General features: G+C 70.2%; 11 protein-coding genes, 1 tRNA gene and 1 pseudogene. 6 read left to right on the top strand and 7 right to left on the bottom strand.

Annotated elements, in window-relative coordinates; translation table 11 throughout:
- The first annotated feature begins 594 nt into the window (after window positions 1-594).
- Together ACFZCD_RS11590 and ACFZCD_RS11585 are read left to right on the top strand one after the other, a co-directional pair.
- On the top strand, window positions 595-1704 hold the full coding sequence (locus ACFZCD_RS11590; RefSeq protein WP_391829607.1) for an ImmA/IrrE family metallo-endopeptidase: 1110 nt from the start codon (window positions 595-597) through the stop codon (window positions 1702-1704).
- A 107-nt stretch (window positions 1705-1811) separates the two neighbouring features.
- Window positions 1812-2786: a hypothetical protein gene (locus ACFZCD_RS11585; protein WP_391829606.1), complete on the top strand. Its 975-nt coding sequence runs from the start codon at window positions 1812-1814 to the stop codon at window positions 2784-2786.
- A gap of 130 nt (window positions 2787-2916) precedes the next feature.
- On the opposite strand, the gene ACFZCD_RS11580 is transcribed toward ACFZCD_RS11585, so the two are convergent.
- The 5 genes from ACFZCD_RS11580 to ACFZCD_RS11560 all read right to left on the bottom strand — a co-directional run bounded on the left by ACFZCD_RS11580 (window position 2917) and on the right by ACFZCD_RS11560 (window position 6381).
- Window positions 2917-3537, bottom strand: a complete 621-nt coding sequence (locus ACFZCD_RS11580; protein WP_391829605.1) for a hypothetical protein — start codon at window positions 3535-3537, stop codon at window positions 2917-2919.
- A gap of 229 nt (window positions 3538-3766) precedes the next feature.
- Window positions 3767-3844, bottom strand: a tRNA-Met gene (locus tag ACFZCD_RS11575).
- A 67-nt stretch (window positions 3845-3911) separates the two neighbouring features.
- Window positions 3912-4487 (bottom strand): transcriptional regulator, encoded by a 576-nt coding sequence (locus ACFZCD_RS11570; RefSeq protein WP_391829604.1) that lies wholly within the window; start codon window positions 4485-4487, stop codon window positions 3912-3914.
- The gene (locus ACFZCD_RS11565; RefSeq protein ID WP_391829603.1) at window positions 4487-6100 is read right to left on the bottom strand and encodes a helix-turn-helix domain-containing protein; all 1614 of its coding nucleotides are present in this window, start codon (window positions 6098-6100) and stop codon (window positions 4487-4489) included. The genes ACFZCD_RS11570 and ACFZCD_RS11565 overlap by 1 nt, the downstream gene beginning before the upstream one ends.
- Window positions 6097-6381 (bottom strand): helix-turn-helix domain-containing protein, encoded by a 285-nt coding sequence (locus ACFZCD_RS11560; protein WP_391829602.1) that lies wholly within the window; start codon window positions 6379-6381, stop codon window positions 6097-6099. Before ACFZCD_RS11560 ends, ACFZCD_RS11565 begins: the two co-directional genes overlap by 4 nt.
- A gap of 1346 nt (window positions 6382-7727) precedes the next feature.
- Between ACFZCD_RS11560 and ACFZCD_RS11555 the strand changes: the two genes are divergently transcribed.
- From ACFZCD_RS11555 to ACFZCD_RS11545, 3 genes and pseudogenes are all read left to right on the top strand, one after another.
- Window positions 7728-8234, top strand: a complete 507-nt coding sequence (locus tag ACFZCD_RS11555) for a hypothetical protein (protein WP_391829601.1) — start codon at window positions 7728-7730, stop codon at window positions 8232-8234.
- A gap of 632 nt (window positions 8235-8866) precedes the next feature.
- A pseudogene (locus ACFZCD_RS11550) lies at window positions 8867-9031 on the top strand (IS5/IS1182 family transposase); the annotation flags it as partial.
- 809 nt (window positions 9032-9840) lie between these two features.
- Window positions 9841-10014, top strand: coding sequence for a hypothetical protein (locus tag ACFZCD_RS11545; protein ID WP_391829600.1), 174 nt, complete (start codon window positions 9841-9843; stop codon window positions 10012-10014).
- A 398-nt stretch (window positions 10015-10412) separates the two neighbouring features.
- Here the strand turns inward: ACFZCD_RS11545 and ACFZCD_RS11540 are convergent, their stop codons facing one another.
- Window positions 10413-10607, bottom strand: coding sequence for a hypothetical protein (locus ACFZCD_RS11540; protein WP_391829599.1), 195 nt, complete (start codon window positions 10605-10607; stop codon window positions 10413-10415).
- Between the two features lie 1032 nt (window positions 10608-11639).
- Window positions 11640-12575 carry a LysR family transcriptional regulator gene (locus ACFZCD_RS11535; protein WP_391829598.1) on the bottom strand — a complete coding sequence of 312 codons (936 nt, stop codon included), beginning with the start codon at window positions 12573-12575 and terminating at the stop codon, window positions 11640-11642.
- Between the two features lie 138 nt (window positions 12576-12713).
- Here ACFZCD_RS11535 and ACFZCD_RS11530 point away from each other — a divergent pair, with 138 nt between their 5' ends.
- The gene (locus ACFZCD_RS11530; protein ID WP_391829597.1) at window positions 12714-13991 is read left to right on the top strand and encodes an MFS transporter; all 1278 of its coding nucleotides are present in this window, start codon (window positions 12714-12716) and stop codon (window positions 13989-13991) included.
- The last annotated feature ends 1339 nt before the right edge of the window (window positions 13992-15330 follow it).

Raw genomic sequence — 15330 nt, 5'->3', positions numbered from 1 at the left:
TGAGCAAGGTGCTTCGCTGGCGCATCTGGCTCGGTTCGCTTTCTACAGCAAGGGGTACCTCAGCAAAGCCGAGAACAAATAAAGAGAAGCCGCCGGCGCCGGCTTCGGCGCGGGCGTGCTCTTCTTCCAGGCCATCATCGGCTAAGCACCCCACGCCCCCCGGGGGGCGTGGGGGCGGCAACCGCCACCGTGGTTGCTGCCCCAAGACCCCCCGCTACGTCACCCGCCCAACTCCCCACCCGCTCGGCCGGCGCAAAGGCCGGCCGGTCAAGCGACTGCGGACAACGGACCGGGCCGCCTGCCCGGCGCGACGGCAGCCCCCATCACACGGTGCGGACGACCAGCGGCTGGCGGCACAGTGGGTACGTCGCGTCGGTTGTCAGCCGGGCCTTTCATCACGGGTGTCACGGTCAGCTGATCAATCCCCACGGGTTCCATGAGAGAAGCCGGCGATGTGAACCGGAAGGGGAGGCAGGCTCCCCGGCCATCACCTGGGGGGCCGCTCTTCTTGACGTTCTGTCATTTTTGTCAGCTTCACTACGGGGAGGAATGTTTGAGGCTATCTTTTTGAGGTCTGGTTTGAGGTGGTACGGCGTGAGCGACGTACGTCCGGCGCAGCCGGGGATGCTGGTGGTGGCCCGGGAGTTCCGCGGCATGACGCAAGCCGACGTGGCTGAGGCGATGGTGAAGGCCTCCGGCGGTGACGCGGCGGTGTCCCAGGGGTATGTGAGCCGCGCCGAGAGCGGCCGGCTGGCGGTCTCGGGGGAACGACTGGAGCTGTACGCGGCGGCACTGGGGTATCCGCCGGATCTGCTGTGTCTGGATCCGCAGGTACACGGGGTCGGTGTGGGGCTCGTCCACCACCGCAAGCGTGCGTCGTTGACCGTCTGCGCCCTTCGGCGTCAGCATGCCCATCTCGCCCTGACGCGGGTTCAGTTGCAGGGCATCGCCGCGTGCCGGCCCGGTCTCGGTGTGCGGACTGCCGCCATCCCTGCTGTCGGACTCGGCGCCCTGATCACGGCCGAGGACGCCGCCCGGCGGGTTCGCAAGGCCTGGGGTTTGCCGCCGGGCCCGGCAGCTGACATTACGGCATCGCTGGAGACGGCCGGAACGCTGGTAGTCGCGCGTGATCTGGGCAGCGACCGGCTCGATGCCGTCAGCCAGTGGGACGGAACGCAACCGCCGCTCATCCTGGCCAACGACCACGCGCCCGCAGACCGCTACCGGTTCAGCCTGGCGCACGAACTGGGGCACCTGGTCCTGCACCGGTCTCCCGGCGACAGCGCCGTGCAGGAGCGCCAGGCCGGCGAATTCGCTGCCGAGTTCCTCATGCCCGCGGCTGACATCCGCTCCGCCTTCACGCCTCGCGTCGACCTGGAACTCCTGGCCCGGCTGAAGCGGGAATGGAAGGTGTCGATGGCCGCACTGCTGCGCCGGGCGCAGAGCCTGAGCATCGTCACGGACTGGCAGTACCGCAGCGTGATGGTGGAGATGGCCGCGCTGGGATACCGCACAGCCGAGCCGGTCGAGATAGACCGGGAGCGGCCCCGCTACGTCCCCGGGCTGATCCGCTCTGCTCTGGCCGCGGGGATCAACGAGGAGGATCTGGCTCGCTGTGCGCGGCTGCTGCCTGAGGATTTCCAGCTGCTGTACGCCCCGCGCGGAGGCGCGGCGGTGCATCCCGCTTCGAAGGTGAGGCCATGACTGAGTCGCTTCCCTCCCCGCGCCCGGGCGCCGGTTCCGATCCCGCAGAGCCTCCCGACCCTCCCCTCCCCCATTCGCCCCCTGTGCCCGGGCGGTTGCGGGGACGAATGCTGCTGCAAGCCGGAGTGAGCCGGGTCGGTTACATCCGCGCCCAGCTCGATCCGGTGCGCAGCGGGCTCGTCGTCAGCGGTCCCGGGGCAGCGGTGAAGGCCCGCAAGCTGCGCGAAGAGGGGTTCACGGGGCCGCTGCTGGCGGATCCCGCCGTCTACACCGTGGCGGCGGCCAGCGAGGACGACCCTTTCCCCGACGTCTCGGAAGGCCAGCTGGCCTTCGGCGACCCGCTGAGGCTGTCGGTCGAGGAGCAGGTGGGCCGTGCGGGTGCGACGGCGGCCATGACGCCCACCGGATATCTGCACGCGGAAGCCTCCGACGCCCTCAAGGCCGCTGTCCACCGGGTTCTCGCGCTGGAGGACCCCCACGTCTTCTTCAGCGTTCCCGTGGACGTGGCGTGGCTGCGCGACGACGCGGTCGAGCAGCTGATCGCCTGGCTCAATGTCGTGCCGAACCCCAAAGCGGTCATGCTCGGCGGGCAGATGGACCCGCTGGCCGGCTTCTCCCAGGCAGTGGGCAACCTCAAGCGGCTGCTGGCGGAGGTCCCCGGAACCGCGCTGCTGCGTGCCGACCTCGCGGCGTTCGGGGCTCTGGCCCAGGGGGCGGCGTTCACCGCCTTCGGTGCCACCAGCAGCGTGCGGCACATCGTCCCGCCCGGCCAAGCGGTCCCCGGGCGGGCCGAACTCGCCCTCCGTGCTGCTGCCGGAGCTGATGGACTTCTTCCTCGGCGCGACACTGGCGAAGAGGTTCGCCGCCGGCCTGGCGCCGGTGTGCCGGTGCGCGGCCTGCGACGGACGCGTGCTGGACACCTTCGTCAGCAATCACTGGCAGGTGCCGGCGGCCGCCCACAACGCGGCGGTGCTGATGGAGTGGCTGCGCAGCATAGACGCCGTCGAGCCGGCCGGGCGGCCCGCGTGGTGGCAGCAGCGCTGCCGGCGCGCGGTGGACCGCTACCCGGTGCTCAACGCTGAACTCGAGCATCCCGGGTTCAGCGCCTTCAAGGTGCCCCCGCAGTTGCTGCAGTGGGCGCAGGCCCCCGTCGCCCCGCAGGCCCCCTCCACGGCACGCCCGGTGGCGGGTTTGGAGCGCGGTGAGCGGTGACTAGCCGATGCGGTGGTGGAACTCCTCGGTGAAGCACCACGCCGCGGGGGTATGGCGGCGCGGGGTGTAAGGCCGGGGTTCGAGCAGCAGGTCCACGCTCTCGCCGTCGGCCACCAGGACGCCGATGCCGTAGAAGGCTGCCTCCATCAGCGTCTCCTCGGGCGCCGGTGGAGCGCTGTCCAGCAGCAGGGCGCGCCGGCAGAAGGGGGCGAAACGGCCGGCTTGCTCGAGTCCTCCGCGCCGGCCCGCGGGGCTCACCCGCACCACGGCGAGATCAATGGTGAGCGGCCGCACCGCGCGACGGGTGACCTCGCGGCGGCCGACGTCGGCGGCACCGGCCGGAAGCCGCCGTACCGCCGAACGCAGCCGTGCGGGCAGCGACGCCAGTGCGACGGGCTGGTCGACGGGCAGTTCCAGAAGCGTCTGCAGCGCAACAAGATTGTCGAGGCGGGCCGCTGAGACGCGGGCGCGGCGTGCGCGTTCTTCCTCGTCAAGCCGGTAGAACAGCAGCGCCTGGCTGCCCATCAGCTGGAGCGGGACAGACAGCGCGGCCGGATCCAGCAGGGCCGCGGAGGCTGCGCGTACCGATGTGCCCACCGACGGGCTGGCCAAGGTCACCATGCCGTTCACCCTGCCTCATCCGACTTCAGCCGCACCCGGCGGCCCGACTATCCCACCCGATGGGGCGCGGCCGCCTCGTCCAGACGTTCCAAAAACGCACCCGATCCCTGCCACAGTGCTATGTCGCCGATCGCACGGTAGAACACCGCTGTTCGCCGGCATGCTGGGCCTGCGGGCGGCATGCCGGCGTGGTCATGTGGACCACGGCGCGAGGTCCCGCACGGGGCAGTAGCGGGGAACAGGATTTGAACCTGCGACCTCTGGGTTATGAGCCCAGCGAGGAGCTACCGAGCTGCTCCACCCCGCGTCGGCAGCCCCCGCCATACGCCATCGCAGCAGGCACCGCGGACCACTTCCTGCTGCAGCCGGTTCTTCTAGGCGGCGAAGCCGATGTTGGTGACGTACTCGTACTGGCCCCACTGCGAACCCAGGTCCGGGAGCACGTCGGTGGTCCACACGGCGTCGAGGCCCTGGTGGTCGCCGGCCGCCCAGGAGCCGACGATGCGGTCCCAGCGGCGCACGTTCATCGTCCGGTACTCCACCACGCGCTGCAGCGGCCGGGCGACCTGGGACTGGTTAAGGGGGTGGATCTCCACCCGGGTCCCGCGCCCCTGCCGGTTCAGGCGCTTGAGGAGGTGACGGGCGACGTTCTGGCGGCGCACCGCCCGGTAGGCCGTGTCGATCCTGGCCAGGTTGGCCTTCGACGGTGATCGCCGGCCCTCCAGCCACGCCTTGAGCGTGCGGTCGGTGACCGTCAGCCCGGCATCACGGGCGGCCTGGCGGCTCTTGCCCGACTTCGTCAGGTAGTGCAGACGCGCTACCCAGCCGCGCTTGGCGGTCACGGGGGTGGCGATGCCGCCCGCGAGCTCGTCGAGTTTGCGGGCGACGGCGTCACTGCCCTTGATGCCTCGGGCGCCGTACTTCCCGAAGTCGATGTTCTTCTCCGGCATTACTCCTCTGCCTCCCCTGGCGTCCCGGCGTGCTCGGTGGTGTGGGTTCCGGCCGTGTAAGTGTCCTTGACCTTGACTTCGCTAACGCCCCGGCCTTCGGGGAAGACACTGCGCCAGTCGCCGGTGACGTGGAGTTCGTCGGTGCCCATCGCGCGGACGACGTTAAGGCCCTCGTCGTGGGCCTTAAGGGCCTTGAGCCAGAGGTTGGCGAACGCCTGGGAGCGGATGATGTGCATCCAGTCCGGGCGGTAGAGCTCCCGGTTGTAGTTCGACTCGCCCATGGTGGAGACGAACTTGGAGTACATCGCCTTCACGTATTCCAGCGTCACCTCGTCGCCGTCGGCGATGGCGGTGTCGCGGGCGTCCTTCAGGGCGATGCGGAATTTTTCCAGGAGGTTCTCGGTGGCGCCGGAGGTGTAGGACTCGTGGATCTGCGGGGGCGCGCACAGGCCGTACTTCGGGCCGGACAGGCGCAGCAGGAGGCGCAGGGTGGGCTCGGTGACCCACAGCGGGCCTGGTTCGTCCCGCCGGCCGATCGGGTTGGGGAGGACTGCCTCGTGTTCCCAGGCCGGTGGGGTGATCAGGTGGACGCCGGCGCGGCGGCGGTCGTGCGGGAGGCCGGTGGAGTGCTCGAGCCGGCCGAGCGGGAGGTGGGTTTTGAGGGCGGAGAGGTAGGCGCCGTTGATGTCGAGCGCGGTCACCTCGTGCCGGCCGGGCGGCAGCTCGTGGCGGGTCCACTTCGGGCGGGCCTCCCAGATCTGGTCCGCGCCGCGGGAGGTCTGCTTCTTGAGGATGTCCGGGATCCAGGGGTGGGCGACGATGTCGTACCGGGCACCCTTGCGGGTTTCGTCCAAGAGGCGCATGGCGTCCGGGATCGCCCGTTTCAGCAAGGCGGCGGTGGCTGCCTCGACGTCGCCCTGGTGCTCGGCGAGCGCGGCCTTCACGGCCTGGCCGATCAGGTCCCCGGGGCCGGAGGGTTCCTGGAACGCGCGCCGGGCAGGTCCCTGGGAACGCTCGCAGGGGCGTGGCGGACGCGCGGTACGCGCTGGGGTTGCCGGCTTCGTGGCCGGAGCGGTCTCGGGCTGAGCGGGTGGTGCAGTGGGGTTATCGAGTGGCGCGGCGCTGGGGGCCTGGCAGTCGGCGGGGTTCAGGTGCTGGGTGAACCCCGCCACCCGGGTCCCGGCCGGATGGCCGCACAGCACACACGGCTCGGGCGCGGCGAGACTCTCCACCTCATCGTCCTCATCGTCCTCGCCGGCTGCTTCGGGCGCCGGTGAGGCCGGAGGAGTCCCGGCCGCGGCAGGGGGCTGCGCCGCGGCCGGTTCGGCGGCAGGTGGCGTGATCTGGGGGGTGTCGGTGGTGAATTTGTCGGTGGTGAATTTGGCGGCCAGCCCGTCCAGCAGATACGCGTACCTGGTCCGCGTCTCGCCGGCCGGGTCCCGGCCGCCCTCCCACCCGGCGACCGTGGACGGGCTCACCCCGAGTGCACGGGCCACCTGTGCCTTGGACAACCGGGCCCGTTCCCGCAGCTCGCGGCGGACCTGGCAGGGCGGGAGTTCGGCCTGGGGGCCGACGGCGGCGAGGAGGGAGTCGATCGCATCGAAGTCACTCACCGGCCTGCTCCCTGCCCCGTGCCGGCGGTGCGGCGCCGGGTGGCGGGCAGCGTCTCGCACGCCCGCGTCGGACCCGCCAGCAGGTCCAGCGCAGTCATCTCGTAGTGCCCGGCCAGGACATCGACGTCACGCAAGGTCCACGAGGTGGCCCCGGACTGCCGGCGCGAGACCTGTGTTTGCGTCAGCCCGAGCACCGCGGCGATCACCCGCTGCGAGTCACCCGTTGCCTGCATCAACGCGGCCACCGTCAGCCGCAACGACTCCTCCAGACCCAATCCCATAGCCCCAACCCTACCCGGTCTATGCAAATGATGCATGAGTGTAGGTAATTAACGCTCATGGATGTGCCTGGTGACTGGCTTCTGGAGCGTGACGGGGCCGGGAATCCTTGCAAGGCCCTGCGTCTGACCCAGGTCCGATCAGCGGTCCGGGCGGTCCCGCACGGGCACGGGCCGAAGGGAGGCGCGGACATCCCTCTCCGCCTGATGCCGCGCTTCCTCCACCACCCCGGTCAGACACAGGCACCCCGGGCACACGAGCCCGGCACCCAGCGGCAGGAGGGCCCGGCGCAGCCGCGACCCGGGCGGCAGCAGCCGGTCACCGCGGACGTGACGCCATGCCGGCGCCCGGCCCTGTCCCCGTTCCCCTGCAGGCGGGAGAACCCGGGAAACGCAGCAGGATGCCGATTGCCGTCTTGCCCAGCGCATGACCGGGTTCACGGTCCCCTCCCCGCCAGTCCTTCACTGCGCGTGCCGGGGCGAAGCGACAGCTGCCCGAAGCAGCAGTACTGCAGCGCTCATGCCACAGGTTAAGCACTCCCGCCCGACTCCAGCGCCGGGCCCGCAAACAGACCAGTGGCTCTCTTCAGGAGAGCGGACAGCAGACGTTCACCACTTCGGGAGGCGGCGGAATGCGCCGGGGATCCGAACGGTGAGCTCTGCTGCACAGGACGGGGCGTTCCCACCAGTCCGTACCGGTGTGCCGTGCCGCCCCGCTCCTCGAAGCCCCCTGTGTGGTCCCCGGGTACCGGGAGGCCGCCGAAGCCGGCGGTCAACCAGACCTCGCCGCGGCGGGGACGCGCAGCTGCCGGCCTCCCCCGCGATGACCGGCTCTGCGGGCCCGGGCACGGTGCTCCCGCCGTCGCAGACGGATTCCGGGAAGGGACCGCTGCGCCTCCGGTGCCTGGCCGCCCCCTCGTCCTGCGTGCGGCAGGCCCCGCCTCGCCCACCTCGCCCACCTTGCCCGCCTCGCCCACCTTGCCCGTCACGGCCGCCATGGCCGCCATGGCCGACTCGCCCGCCGTGGCAACGCCCCGTCCGGGCATGAGTTGGCTGATCAGCGCCCGATGATGCTGGGTGTTCATGTCAATGGTTCGGTCGTGGTCCGGTGGTCGTCCGGTCGTGATCAGGCCGGTCGGAGGAGTCCGGGTGAAGGCTGTTGTACGAGGGGCCGCGGTCGCAGCGGCGCTGGCGCTCACGCTGACAGCGTGTGAGGACGGGAGCGCCCCGGCGGGCAGCGTGGCGACGGGCAGCCCGGCCGCGGGAAGGAGAGCGGCGGACGCGCCCGCCACGGGACGCGAGGGATCGCCCGCGGCCGAGGGCCGGCCCGGGACGGCGCCCCCGTCCGGGTGGATGCGACGGGACTGTTCTTCGCGCTCCCGGTCGAGGCAGGCGTGGGCGGCATCTTCGTCGGTAGCAATCCGGTCGTGGTCCAGGAAGGCGAGGCGCTCACCCACTGCTCCGCGGAGACGAAGTCGCCGTGCGCCGGGCTCCAGGCAGCCGGGAAGAAGGAAATGGACGCGCGGGGCTCCACGGGCAAGACGCGCCTGGAATTCACCCTCTGCACCTTCCGCACAGCGCAGGAGGCGAGCAGGGCGATGAAGGACCTGGCGGAGCAGCAGCGGAAGCCGGGCGCGCAGGACGGTACCCCGCCGAAGCCGCTGACGGTGGACTGCGGTGCTGATGAGACCGACGCGGTCCAGGACGGCGGCCGCAGTCACGTCGTCATGCGCATCGGTGCCGTCGTGGCGCACGTCGAGGCGAGCGGCGCCGAGCGCGGCAACGTGGAACACGCGGCGAAGGTCCGGGTCGCCCGTGTGAAGTCCGTTGCGGCAGGGATCAATCCGGACCGCTGACCCGCTGCACGCTCCGCGAAGGGCCCTGGCCGGCACCGGCGGCGCAGGCCGGGGGGCCGGTAGCAGGTACGGCAGTGGATGCAGGGGGGCGGGGGTACGAGGGGTGCGGGCGTGGCCGTGACTTCATTCCCGCCGGCAGGCTCTGCTGAGCACCCTCAATGCCCGCCCTCCCTTCACCCCATACCGGCGACACCGTCACCTGACGGTCCAGACCGGCAGGCAGCGGTTTTGGTGAGTGACCCCAGTCCACAAGCGGGACAGTCAGACACTTCTCGGGGATGTTCCCCCGGACGTGACAGCTTGCGCAGGGAGAACACCGGCCGCGCACCGGGTCCGCTGCCTGAGCAGTGCGACGCACTGTCCAGCGTGGTGCGGTGAGCCCTGCTCCAACAGACACTCAAGAGGTCGTTTCCATCTGTCTCAGGTCGTTATCGGCTGATTCGTGGATGGTGGAATCGTGGTGCAAAAGAGGAGCTGGATGCGGCTGTGATCTATGGGGCCGGAAGGGCGGCAGTTGAGGCGAGGGCGGCTCGTTCCTGTCTCATTCCAGGATGCCCGGCTTTCCAAGCGGTGCGCTTCCGTCGTCATCGCGGCGCCTGGGCACCTTGGGGCTGCGGCGGTACGCCGGATACATGGCGAAGCAACGCCCGTATCCGAGTGATCTGCCCGATGCCCGCTGGGTGTTGACCGAGCCGGTGCTTGCAGCCTGGCGTTGCGAGCGCCATGGCAGGGCCCTGGACCTCGGCCGGCCGCCGGAGCACGACCTGCGCGACATCACAGACGTGATCTTGTACGTCGCCTTCGGCTTCCCGGCAGACTTCGCCCGCACGTTGACCTCCTGGTCCTCGCGGACGTCGTCCGGGCTGAAGATCCGGGGGGTCGTGGCAAGCAGTGCTGCGAGGGGGACGCCCAGGACAGCGGCGATGCCGCTGAGCGTCCGGCCTGCCTTGATCTTGTACTTGCTCAGGGGACCGCCCTTGCCGGTGACGACGCCGTCCCCGGTGCAGGCGGGGTGGCCGAAGCCGTGGATGCGGGTGGCCGAGGCCCGGTCGCGGCAGGACTTGCGGTAGACGCCGTCGCCGTTCGATGCCGGATTTGTCCCGCGTGTTGCCGCCCACGACCTCGATGTCCCGGCCACCGTTGAACACGCCGATGACCAGCTCCACATGGACGCCGCCGTCCGAACCGAACATGGCCAGCGAGCCAACCCGCGGCATGCGGTTGAAGGCACCGCGCTGCTTGCAGCAGCCAGTGCACACCGAACAGGAGGCCGTGGTGGGGATGACGTCGCGGCTGCCGGCCTTCCAGGCGAGCCAGCTGATGAAGCTCTGGCACCAGGGACCGTAAATGGCCCAGTCGACCTGAAGCCCGGGAGCTGCTCAGCATACTTGTTGCATTTGTCAGCGCCTTCCTCATAGCCGACCCGCGCGAGGGTCAGATTGACCATGGATACTGAGGACGAAGCCCTCGAACCCCCCTTAAAGAACATGAAGAAACGTTAATCCGAGTAATGAATGACCGGGCTCTTATCGAAAACTTATGGATTGAATTCGAAGACGCCCGGGGAGAGTGTTAAAGAAGCATCCAGGCAATTAGGGGGAATCACGTGAGCGCTTCCAACCCGTACATCAACGTGCCGCCGCCGAACCCGGCGATCAACACGCCTCCGCCGAACCCGAGCCTTCCGGACGCTACCGGCGTCGCTGCAGGCAACCTCTACAGCTGGGCCCCAGTGGTGGTCTCGGGCATCTACGAGGCGTACAAGGCTCTGCGTAAGTAACCTTGCAGCAGCGGAAGCTGGCGGGGCGCACATGGGGTGCCCCGCCAACTTTGTGATGGGCTGGGGATTAATTCATTCAACGGGGACCGAGGAGGGCTGCGACGCGGGCCGGGTCGAGAGCGGTCAGCAGCTCGACAAGCCCGGAGTCCTCGGACTCGATACGGGCCCACCGCATCTTGATCTCAGAGAGATCGCCCTGGAGCCGGTCCGCCCGGGCCTTCTGGGCTTCGGCCTTCCGACCTCCAGACTTCCGCCGTCCGGACTCCCCCGGCGGCGCGCACGACGACGACATCTGCAGACACGATCGGAATCATGCGCCCGCGACCCCATCTTCGTGTTCACACAGGGCGCGGTCGGCTGTCGTCGGCCGCCGCTCCTCCACTAAAAGTCAGGACGCCTCATCTCCGGCGTTCCTCCCCCGCCCGGGGCCGGTTGCGGGCCCACCGTTCGAGATCCGAGACCCGGTAGAGCAGTTCCGTCCCCTTCTTGCCGGCCGGCGTCGGGAAGCCGGGGTCGTTGGCCCGTGCCCACCGCAGCGGCGTGAGCGTGACGCCGGGCAGGTGCTTCTGCTGGTCCTGGCGCAGGCCAAGCATCTCCTCGGCAGGCTCCTGTGGAGCGGCCGGAGGTTCGGCCGGAGCCTGCACCGGCGCGGCGGTCGCGGGAACGGCAGGGAGTGTCTCGCCGCCGGGTGCTGGGGTGGAGCCGGTGACAGTGAAGGCCGTGGTGCAGCGGAGAGAGGAGGGATGGGCGGGGCCGGAGTGGTTGAGGCAGGGCCGGGGCCGGACCGGAAAGGGGCCACGGGTCCGGTGGGCAAGCCACGGGTCTTGTGGGCGGGGCCTTCTGCAGCGCCACTGATCCGGCCCAGGCCGTGCCGCGTCTGTTCCCGGGGCGTGTCGTCCCGGGGCGATCGTGCTGCCCGTCGGCCCAGGTGGCGGCACGGGCACACGGGACCACCCCACGCACGCACCAACGCCCCCTGACTCGCCATCACAACAGAAACAAAAGGCAAGATCATCAAACTGCCTTCGAAACGCAGACGCCAGGGCGCAGCAGTGCCTTCGAATCAGTCAGGCCTCTTCCTCATACGGCCCCTGGCATGCGCCGATGCCTCCCCTGCGCCGGTCGGAGCAGACGCTGTACCGGAAAGGCGCCTCTGCCCGCTTCGCCCAGCAAGGCAACACAAGCAACGCTGCCCCTGCGAAGCTCCGCCGGCGCAGCGGGGCAGTGCAGACACTCCGGCAGCGGGGCCAGACTTCGAGGGCCCGCTGAGGGGGATCAGGCCGGGCTGTGCACTGTTCAGCGGGTGCGTACCGGTGGCCGTGCCGCGGGCTGCCGGGGCACCGCGTATCCGGCGGGGTGGCGCAGACAAGGGTGTACCGCCGCAGCAAGCGAGCGTGTATCCGGCGGGCGTGGGCCGGCCGAAGGTGATGCCGGTGCAGCTCACGGTGCGCAGGCGTACGGAAGGGAAGGGGGCGGGAGGGTGCCGGTGGGTGCGTCTCTCTCCCCTTCCTTCCCCCGGGATTGCCGTTAGCCGGTCCGGGTGTGAGGGGCGAAGGCTCCTGTGGGGTCGAAGGGGCGGGTGTGAGGGGCGAAGGCGCCCGTGAGGGTCGAAGGGGCGGGTGTGTTCAGCGCGGGGTCACCCAGTGCGGTGTCCAGGTACCGGTGGTGTCGTGGCCGGCCGTGGTGGTGGCGAGGTGGGCGCGGAGGGTGGCCAGGGCCGGGTGGGGGTTGTCGCGGTGCCACAGGAGCGAGTGCGGGTAGAGGGGGGTGGGGCCGGTGACGGGGATGCGGCGCAGGTCGTGGCCTGCGGGCCAGACCAGGCGGGTGTGCTCGCCCATGAAGGTGGCCAGGGCCGGGGTGTCGGCGATGGTGTCCAGGAGGACGTCGGAGCCGAAATTGGGTCCGGTCGCCTCGATGGTGAGACCGAATTCTGCGACGAGGTCGTCGTAGTAGGCGCCCCATTCAGTGCCGGGGACGATGCCGGGCATCCAGATCCGGTACCCGGCCAACCCAGCAAGGGACACCGACTTCGCGCCCGCCAGCGCGTGGGCGGGGCCGGTCAGGAGCTGGAGCGGCTCGTCGAGCACGCGGACGGAGGCGATGTCGTCGGGGAGGGGCCGGCCGGGGGCGGCGACGGCGCGGAAGGATGCGTCGATGGCGCCGGAGCGGAGGGCGGTGACGGCCGTCTCGATCTCGAAGAGCATCAGCACGTCGAGGTCGATCCCGGGGTGGGTGTGGTGGAAGGCGCGCATCAGGCCCGAGGCCGCGCCGCGCGAGTTGATCACGTCGACGCGCAGCGGGCGGCGGCCGGTGCGTACGGAGGCTGCTGCGCGCTCGGCGGCGTGCAGCAGCTCGCGTGCGTGGGGCAGGAAGGCCTGCCCGTCGATGGTCAGCTCGGCGCCACGGGGTGTGCGGGTGAACAGCCGCACCCCCAGGTCGCGCTCCAGGGCGGCGATGCGTTTGGAGACGGCCTGCTGAGTGAGCGACAAGTCGGTGGCGGCCTTCTGAAACTGGCCGGCCTGGGCGACGGCGGCGAAGGTCCGCACTGCTTCGAGATCCACGCCGGCCCACCCTAGTGAACAACTGGTGGTTGTGCACAGCAGGGAGGTTGGTTGTTTGACCTGCGATTGTGCCCCCGGTTAGCTCTCACCGGTCAACGCCGGTTTGTGGCGTTGAAACGACGAGAGGAGGGGCTGGGCATGGGGGGCAGGAGACGGCTGGGGCGGCCGTTCGGCCGGCTGTGGGCGGCATACGCGGTCAGCGCCTACGGGTCCGGGCTGGGATTCGGGGCCCTGCCACTGATCGCCGTACTGGTGCTGCACGCCGGCCCCGCCGAGGTGTCCGCACTCTCCGCAGCGGGCCCTGCCGTGGGCGCACTGATCGCGATGCCGCTCGCGCCCTGGATGGAATTCCGCCGCAAACGCCCGGTCATGATCGCAATGGACCTGACCCGGTTCGCAGCCATGGCGACCATCCCCCTCGCCTACGCCCTCGGCCGGCTCGGCTTCCCCCAGCTCCTCGCGGTCTCCACCGTGACCGCCGCAGCCAAGACCGCATCCGGCGCAGCCGGCGGCGCTTATCTCAAGGCCCTCGTCCCGCCGGACGACCTGCTCACCGCCAACGCCCGACTGGAATCCACGAACTGGAGCTCCATCGCCATCGCCCCACCGCTCGGCGGAGCAGCCACCGGCCTGCTCGGACTGGTGGCCACCGTAGCGGCCGACGCACTCAGCTACCTGCTCTCCGCACTCACCCTCACCACCATCCACAGCCCCGAACACGCACCACAACCCACCGGCAAGCCCACTGGCAAGAGCCCGCTCCGCGCAGGCACACTCCTCGACGGCTGGCGGCACATCATCAGCCACCCGGGCCTGCGGGCTCTCTGCCTCAACAACATGCTCGTCTCCGGGCTGATCATGGCCACCGAACCCCTGCTGGCCGTGCTCCTGCTACGCCAACTCCACTTCCCGCCCTGGCAGTACGGCCTCGCCTTCGCCGCCCCCTGCCTCGGCGGACTCATCGGCTCCCGCCTGGCCCCACAAGCCGTAGCCCGCTACGGCCCACACCGCATCCTGCGGACCGCCGGCACCCTGCGCGCCATCTGGCTGACCGGCCTGGCCTTCATCCGCCCCGGCACCACCGGCCTCCTCACCGTCATAGCCGTCGAGCTGGCCATCATCATCAACATGAGCCTGTACACCCCCGTCCTCGCCACTTACCGGCTCCAGCACACCCCCACCCACCTCACCACCCGCACCCTGACCGCCTGGTCCATCAGCCAGCAAGCCTCCACCGCCGCCCTCACCACACTCATCGGACTACTCGCCACCACCACCAGCCCACACACCGCCCTCACCACCACAGGACTCCTCACCCTCACCACCCCACTCCTCCTCCCCCACCCCAAACACACCCCCCACCACCAACCACAACCCCGGGGCCACCACACACAACACACCACACCCCCACCCTGAAACCCACAGCACACCACAACCAACCAACCAGCACACCCCAGGGCGACCGCACACACCAGAAGTAGCGGGCGGCGGAAGCCGTACACCCATCCGCCCGCCCGACCCGACGCCCCCAATGAAGGCCACGCGCGATGGGCCCTGCCCACCACACGACCCCGCACACACCCCTCTCCTCATCCCTCTCACCCTTCCCGTCCCTCCCTTCCTTCCCGTTCACGGCCACGGCCACGGCCACGGCCACGGCCACGGCCACGGCCACGATCTCGCGGCGCCACACCGTGACCGTGGCCCAGTCACCCTGCCGCCAGTGCCGGGCGGTTTTGTCATCGCCCTCGCGGTAGAACATGCGCAAGTTGCGCAGGGTCTCGCCGGTGACATCGACGTAGCCGGAGTCGTGCTTCCCCTGGTGGATGTGCTGCCCGAAGACAGGCACCGCGCGTCCCTCCTCACTTGAATGCAAGGGGCCATCGCCGACATTCACGCAAAGGGAGGCACCATCGCCTGCCTACGCCCTGACTTCGCCCAGACCGACCGGCACACGCACACGATCCCGGCCGCCCGCCAACACCGGTAAGAGAAAACGCGCTTTGGGCCCGTAGCTCACAGGGCGCGTCGCAGACCTTCGGGGCGTTTCCTCAGCGCCGACCGTCGCGGTGCCGGCCTACTGCGGTGCCGATGCAGACGCCCAGGACCACGCCGAAGCCTGCCCAACCGTCACCACCCGCGCCGGCGCCCCGGGACAGCCGGCTTCCCGAACGCCGAGCAGCGAAGTTCCCTGCACCCAACCCGGCAACGACATGACCGTCGAAGGACGTCACGCCGGTCCCGCCCGGCGTCTCCTGCCGGGCCGGCGCAGCGGTCCCTCACTCCATCCAGGTGAAGGACCGGACCCCACGGTCCGGGCCTTCACCGAAACCTCGCCAATCGCCGCTACGGCTGCTGTCCGGCAGCGCCCGCCAGCTCAACAGATGGGCAGAGCCAATTTTCGCCAGGACACGGCACAAGCTGCTGCCTCTGCCCAGAGCGCTCCCCGGCTCAACAACCTGTCCTTGTGAAAGGCGTAGCAAAAGAGCAGTCAGCACACCACGGCCCCACCCGCCTCCACCACAGCTACGGCAGCCCCGGCCGCCCTCGGCCGGCGACAGCGAGCCCTCTATCGCGGCGCAGCACCGAGGCGGGAGCCGCCTTCGGCGCGGTCAGGTTCCCCTCTCCGGGAAGCTGCCGCAGTGGCTCCAGCGGATGTCCGGGCGTTGGGAACGGCGACGATTCGTCATCACCAGGGTGGCCGGGCCCAGGAGCCCGGCGGCCCCGGCCCGGCCCGGCAGCCGGCCGGAGATGC

This window comes from Streptomyces sp. NPDC008001 (assembly GCF_042958085.1).
GTDB lineage: Bacteria > Actinomycetota > Actinomycetes > Streptomycetales > Streptomycetaceae > Streptomyces.
This window is presented reverse-complemented; position numbering and strand designations above follow the sequence as displayed.

What these genes read in the sequence shown, in the direction of transcription:
- ACFZCD_RS11570 (WP_391829604.1), bottom strand. Translation starts at nt 4,487, where the DNA reads ATGCCGGAGAAGAACATCGACTTCGGGAAGTACGGCGCCCGAGGCATC.
- ACFZCD_RS11540 (WP_391829599.1), bottom strand. Translation starts at nt 10,607, where the DNA reads ATGCTTGGCCTGCGCCAGGACCAGCAGAAGCACCTGCCCGGCGTCACG.
- ACFZCD_RS11560 (WP_391829602.1), bottom strand. Translation starts at nt 6,381, where the DNA reads ATGGGATTGGGTCTGGAGGAGTCGTTGCGGCTGACGGTGGCCGCGTTG.
- ACFZCD_RS11585 (WP_391829606.1), top strand. Translation starts at nt 1,812, where the DNA reads ATGCTGCTGCAAGCCGGAGTGAGCCGGGTCGGTTACATCCGCGCCCAG.
- ACFZCD_RS11530 (WP_391829597.1), top strand. Translation starts at nt 12,714, where the DNA reads ATGGGGGGCAGGAGACGGCTGGGGCGGCCGTTCGGCCGGCTGTGGGCG.
- ACFZCD_RS11580 (WP_391829605.1), bottom strand. Translation starts at nt 3,537, where the DNA reads ATGGTGACCTTGGCCAGCCCGTCGGTGGGCACATCGGTACGCGCAGCC.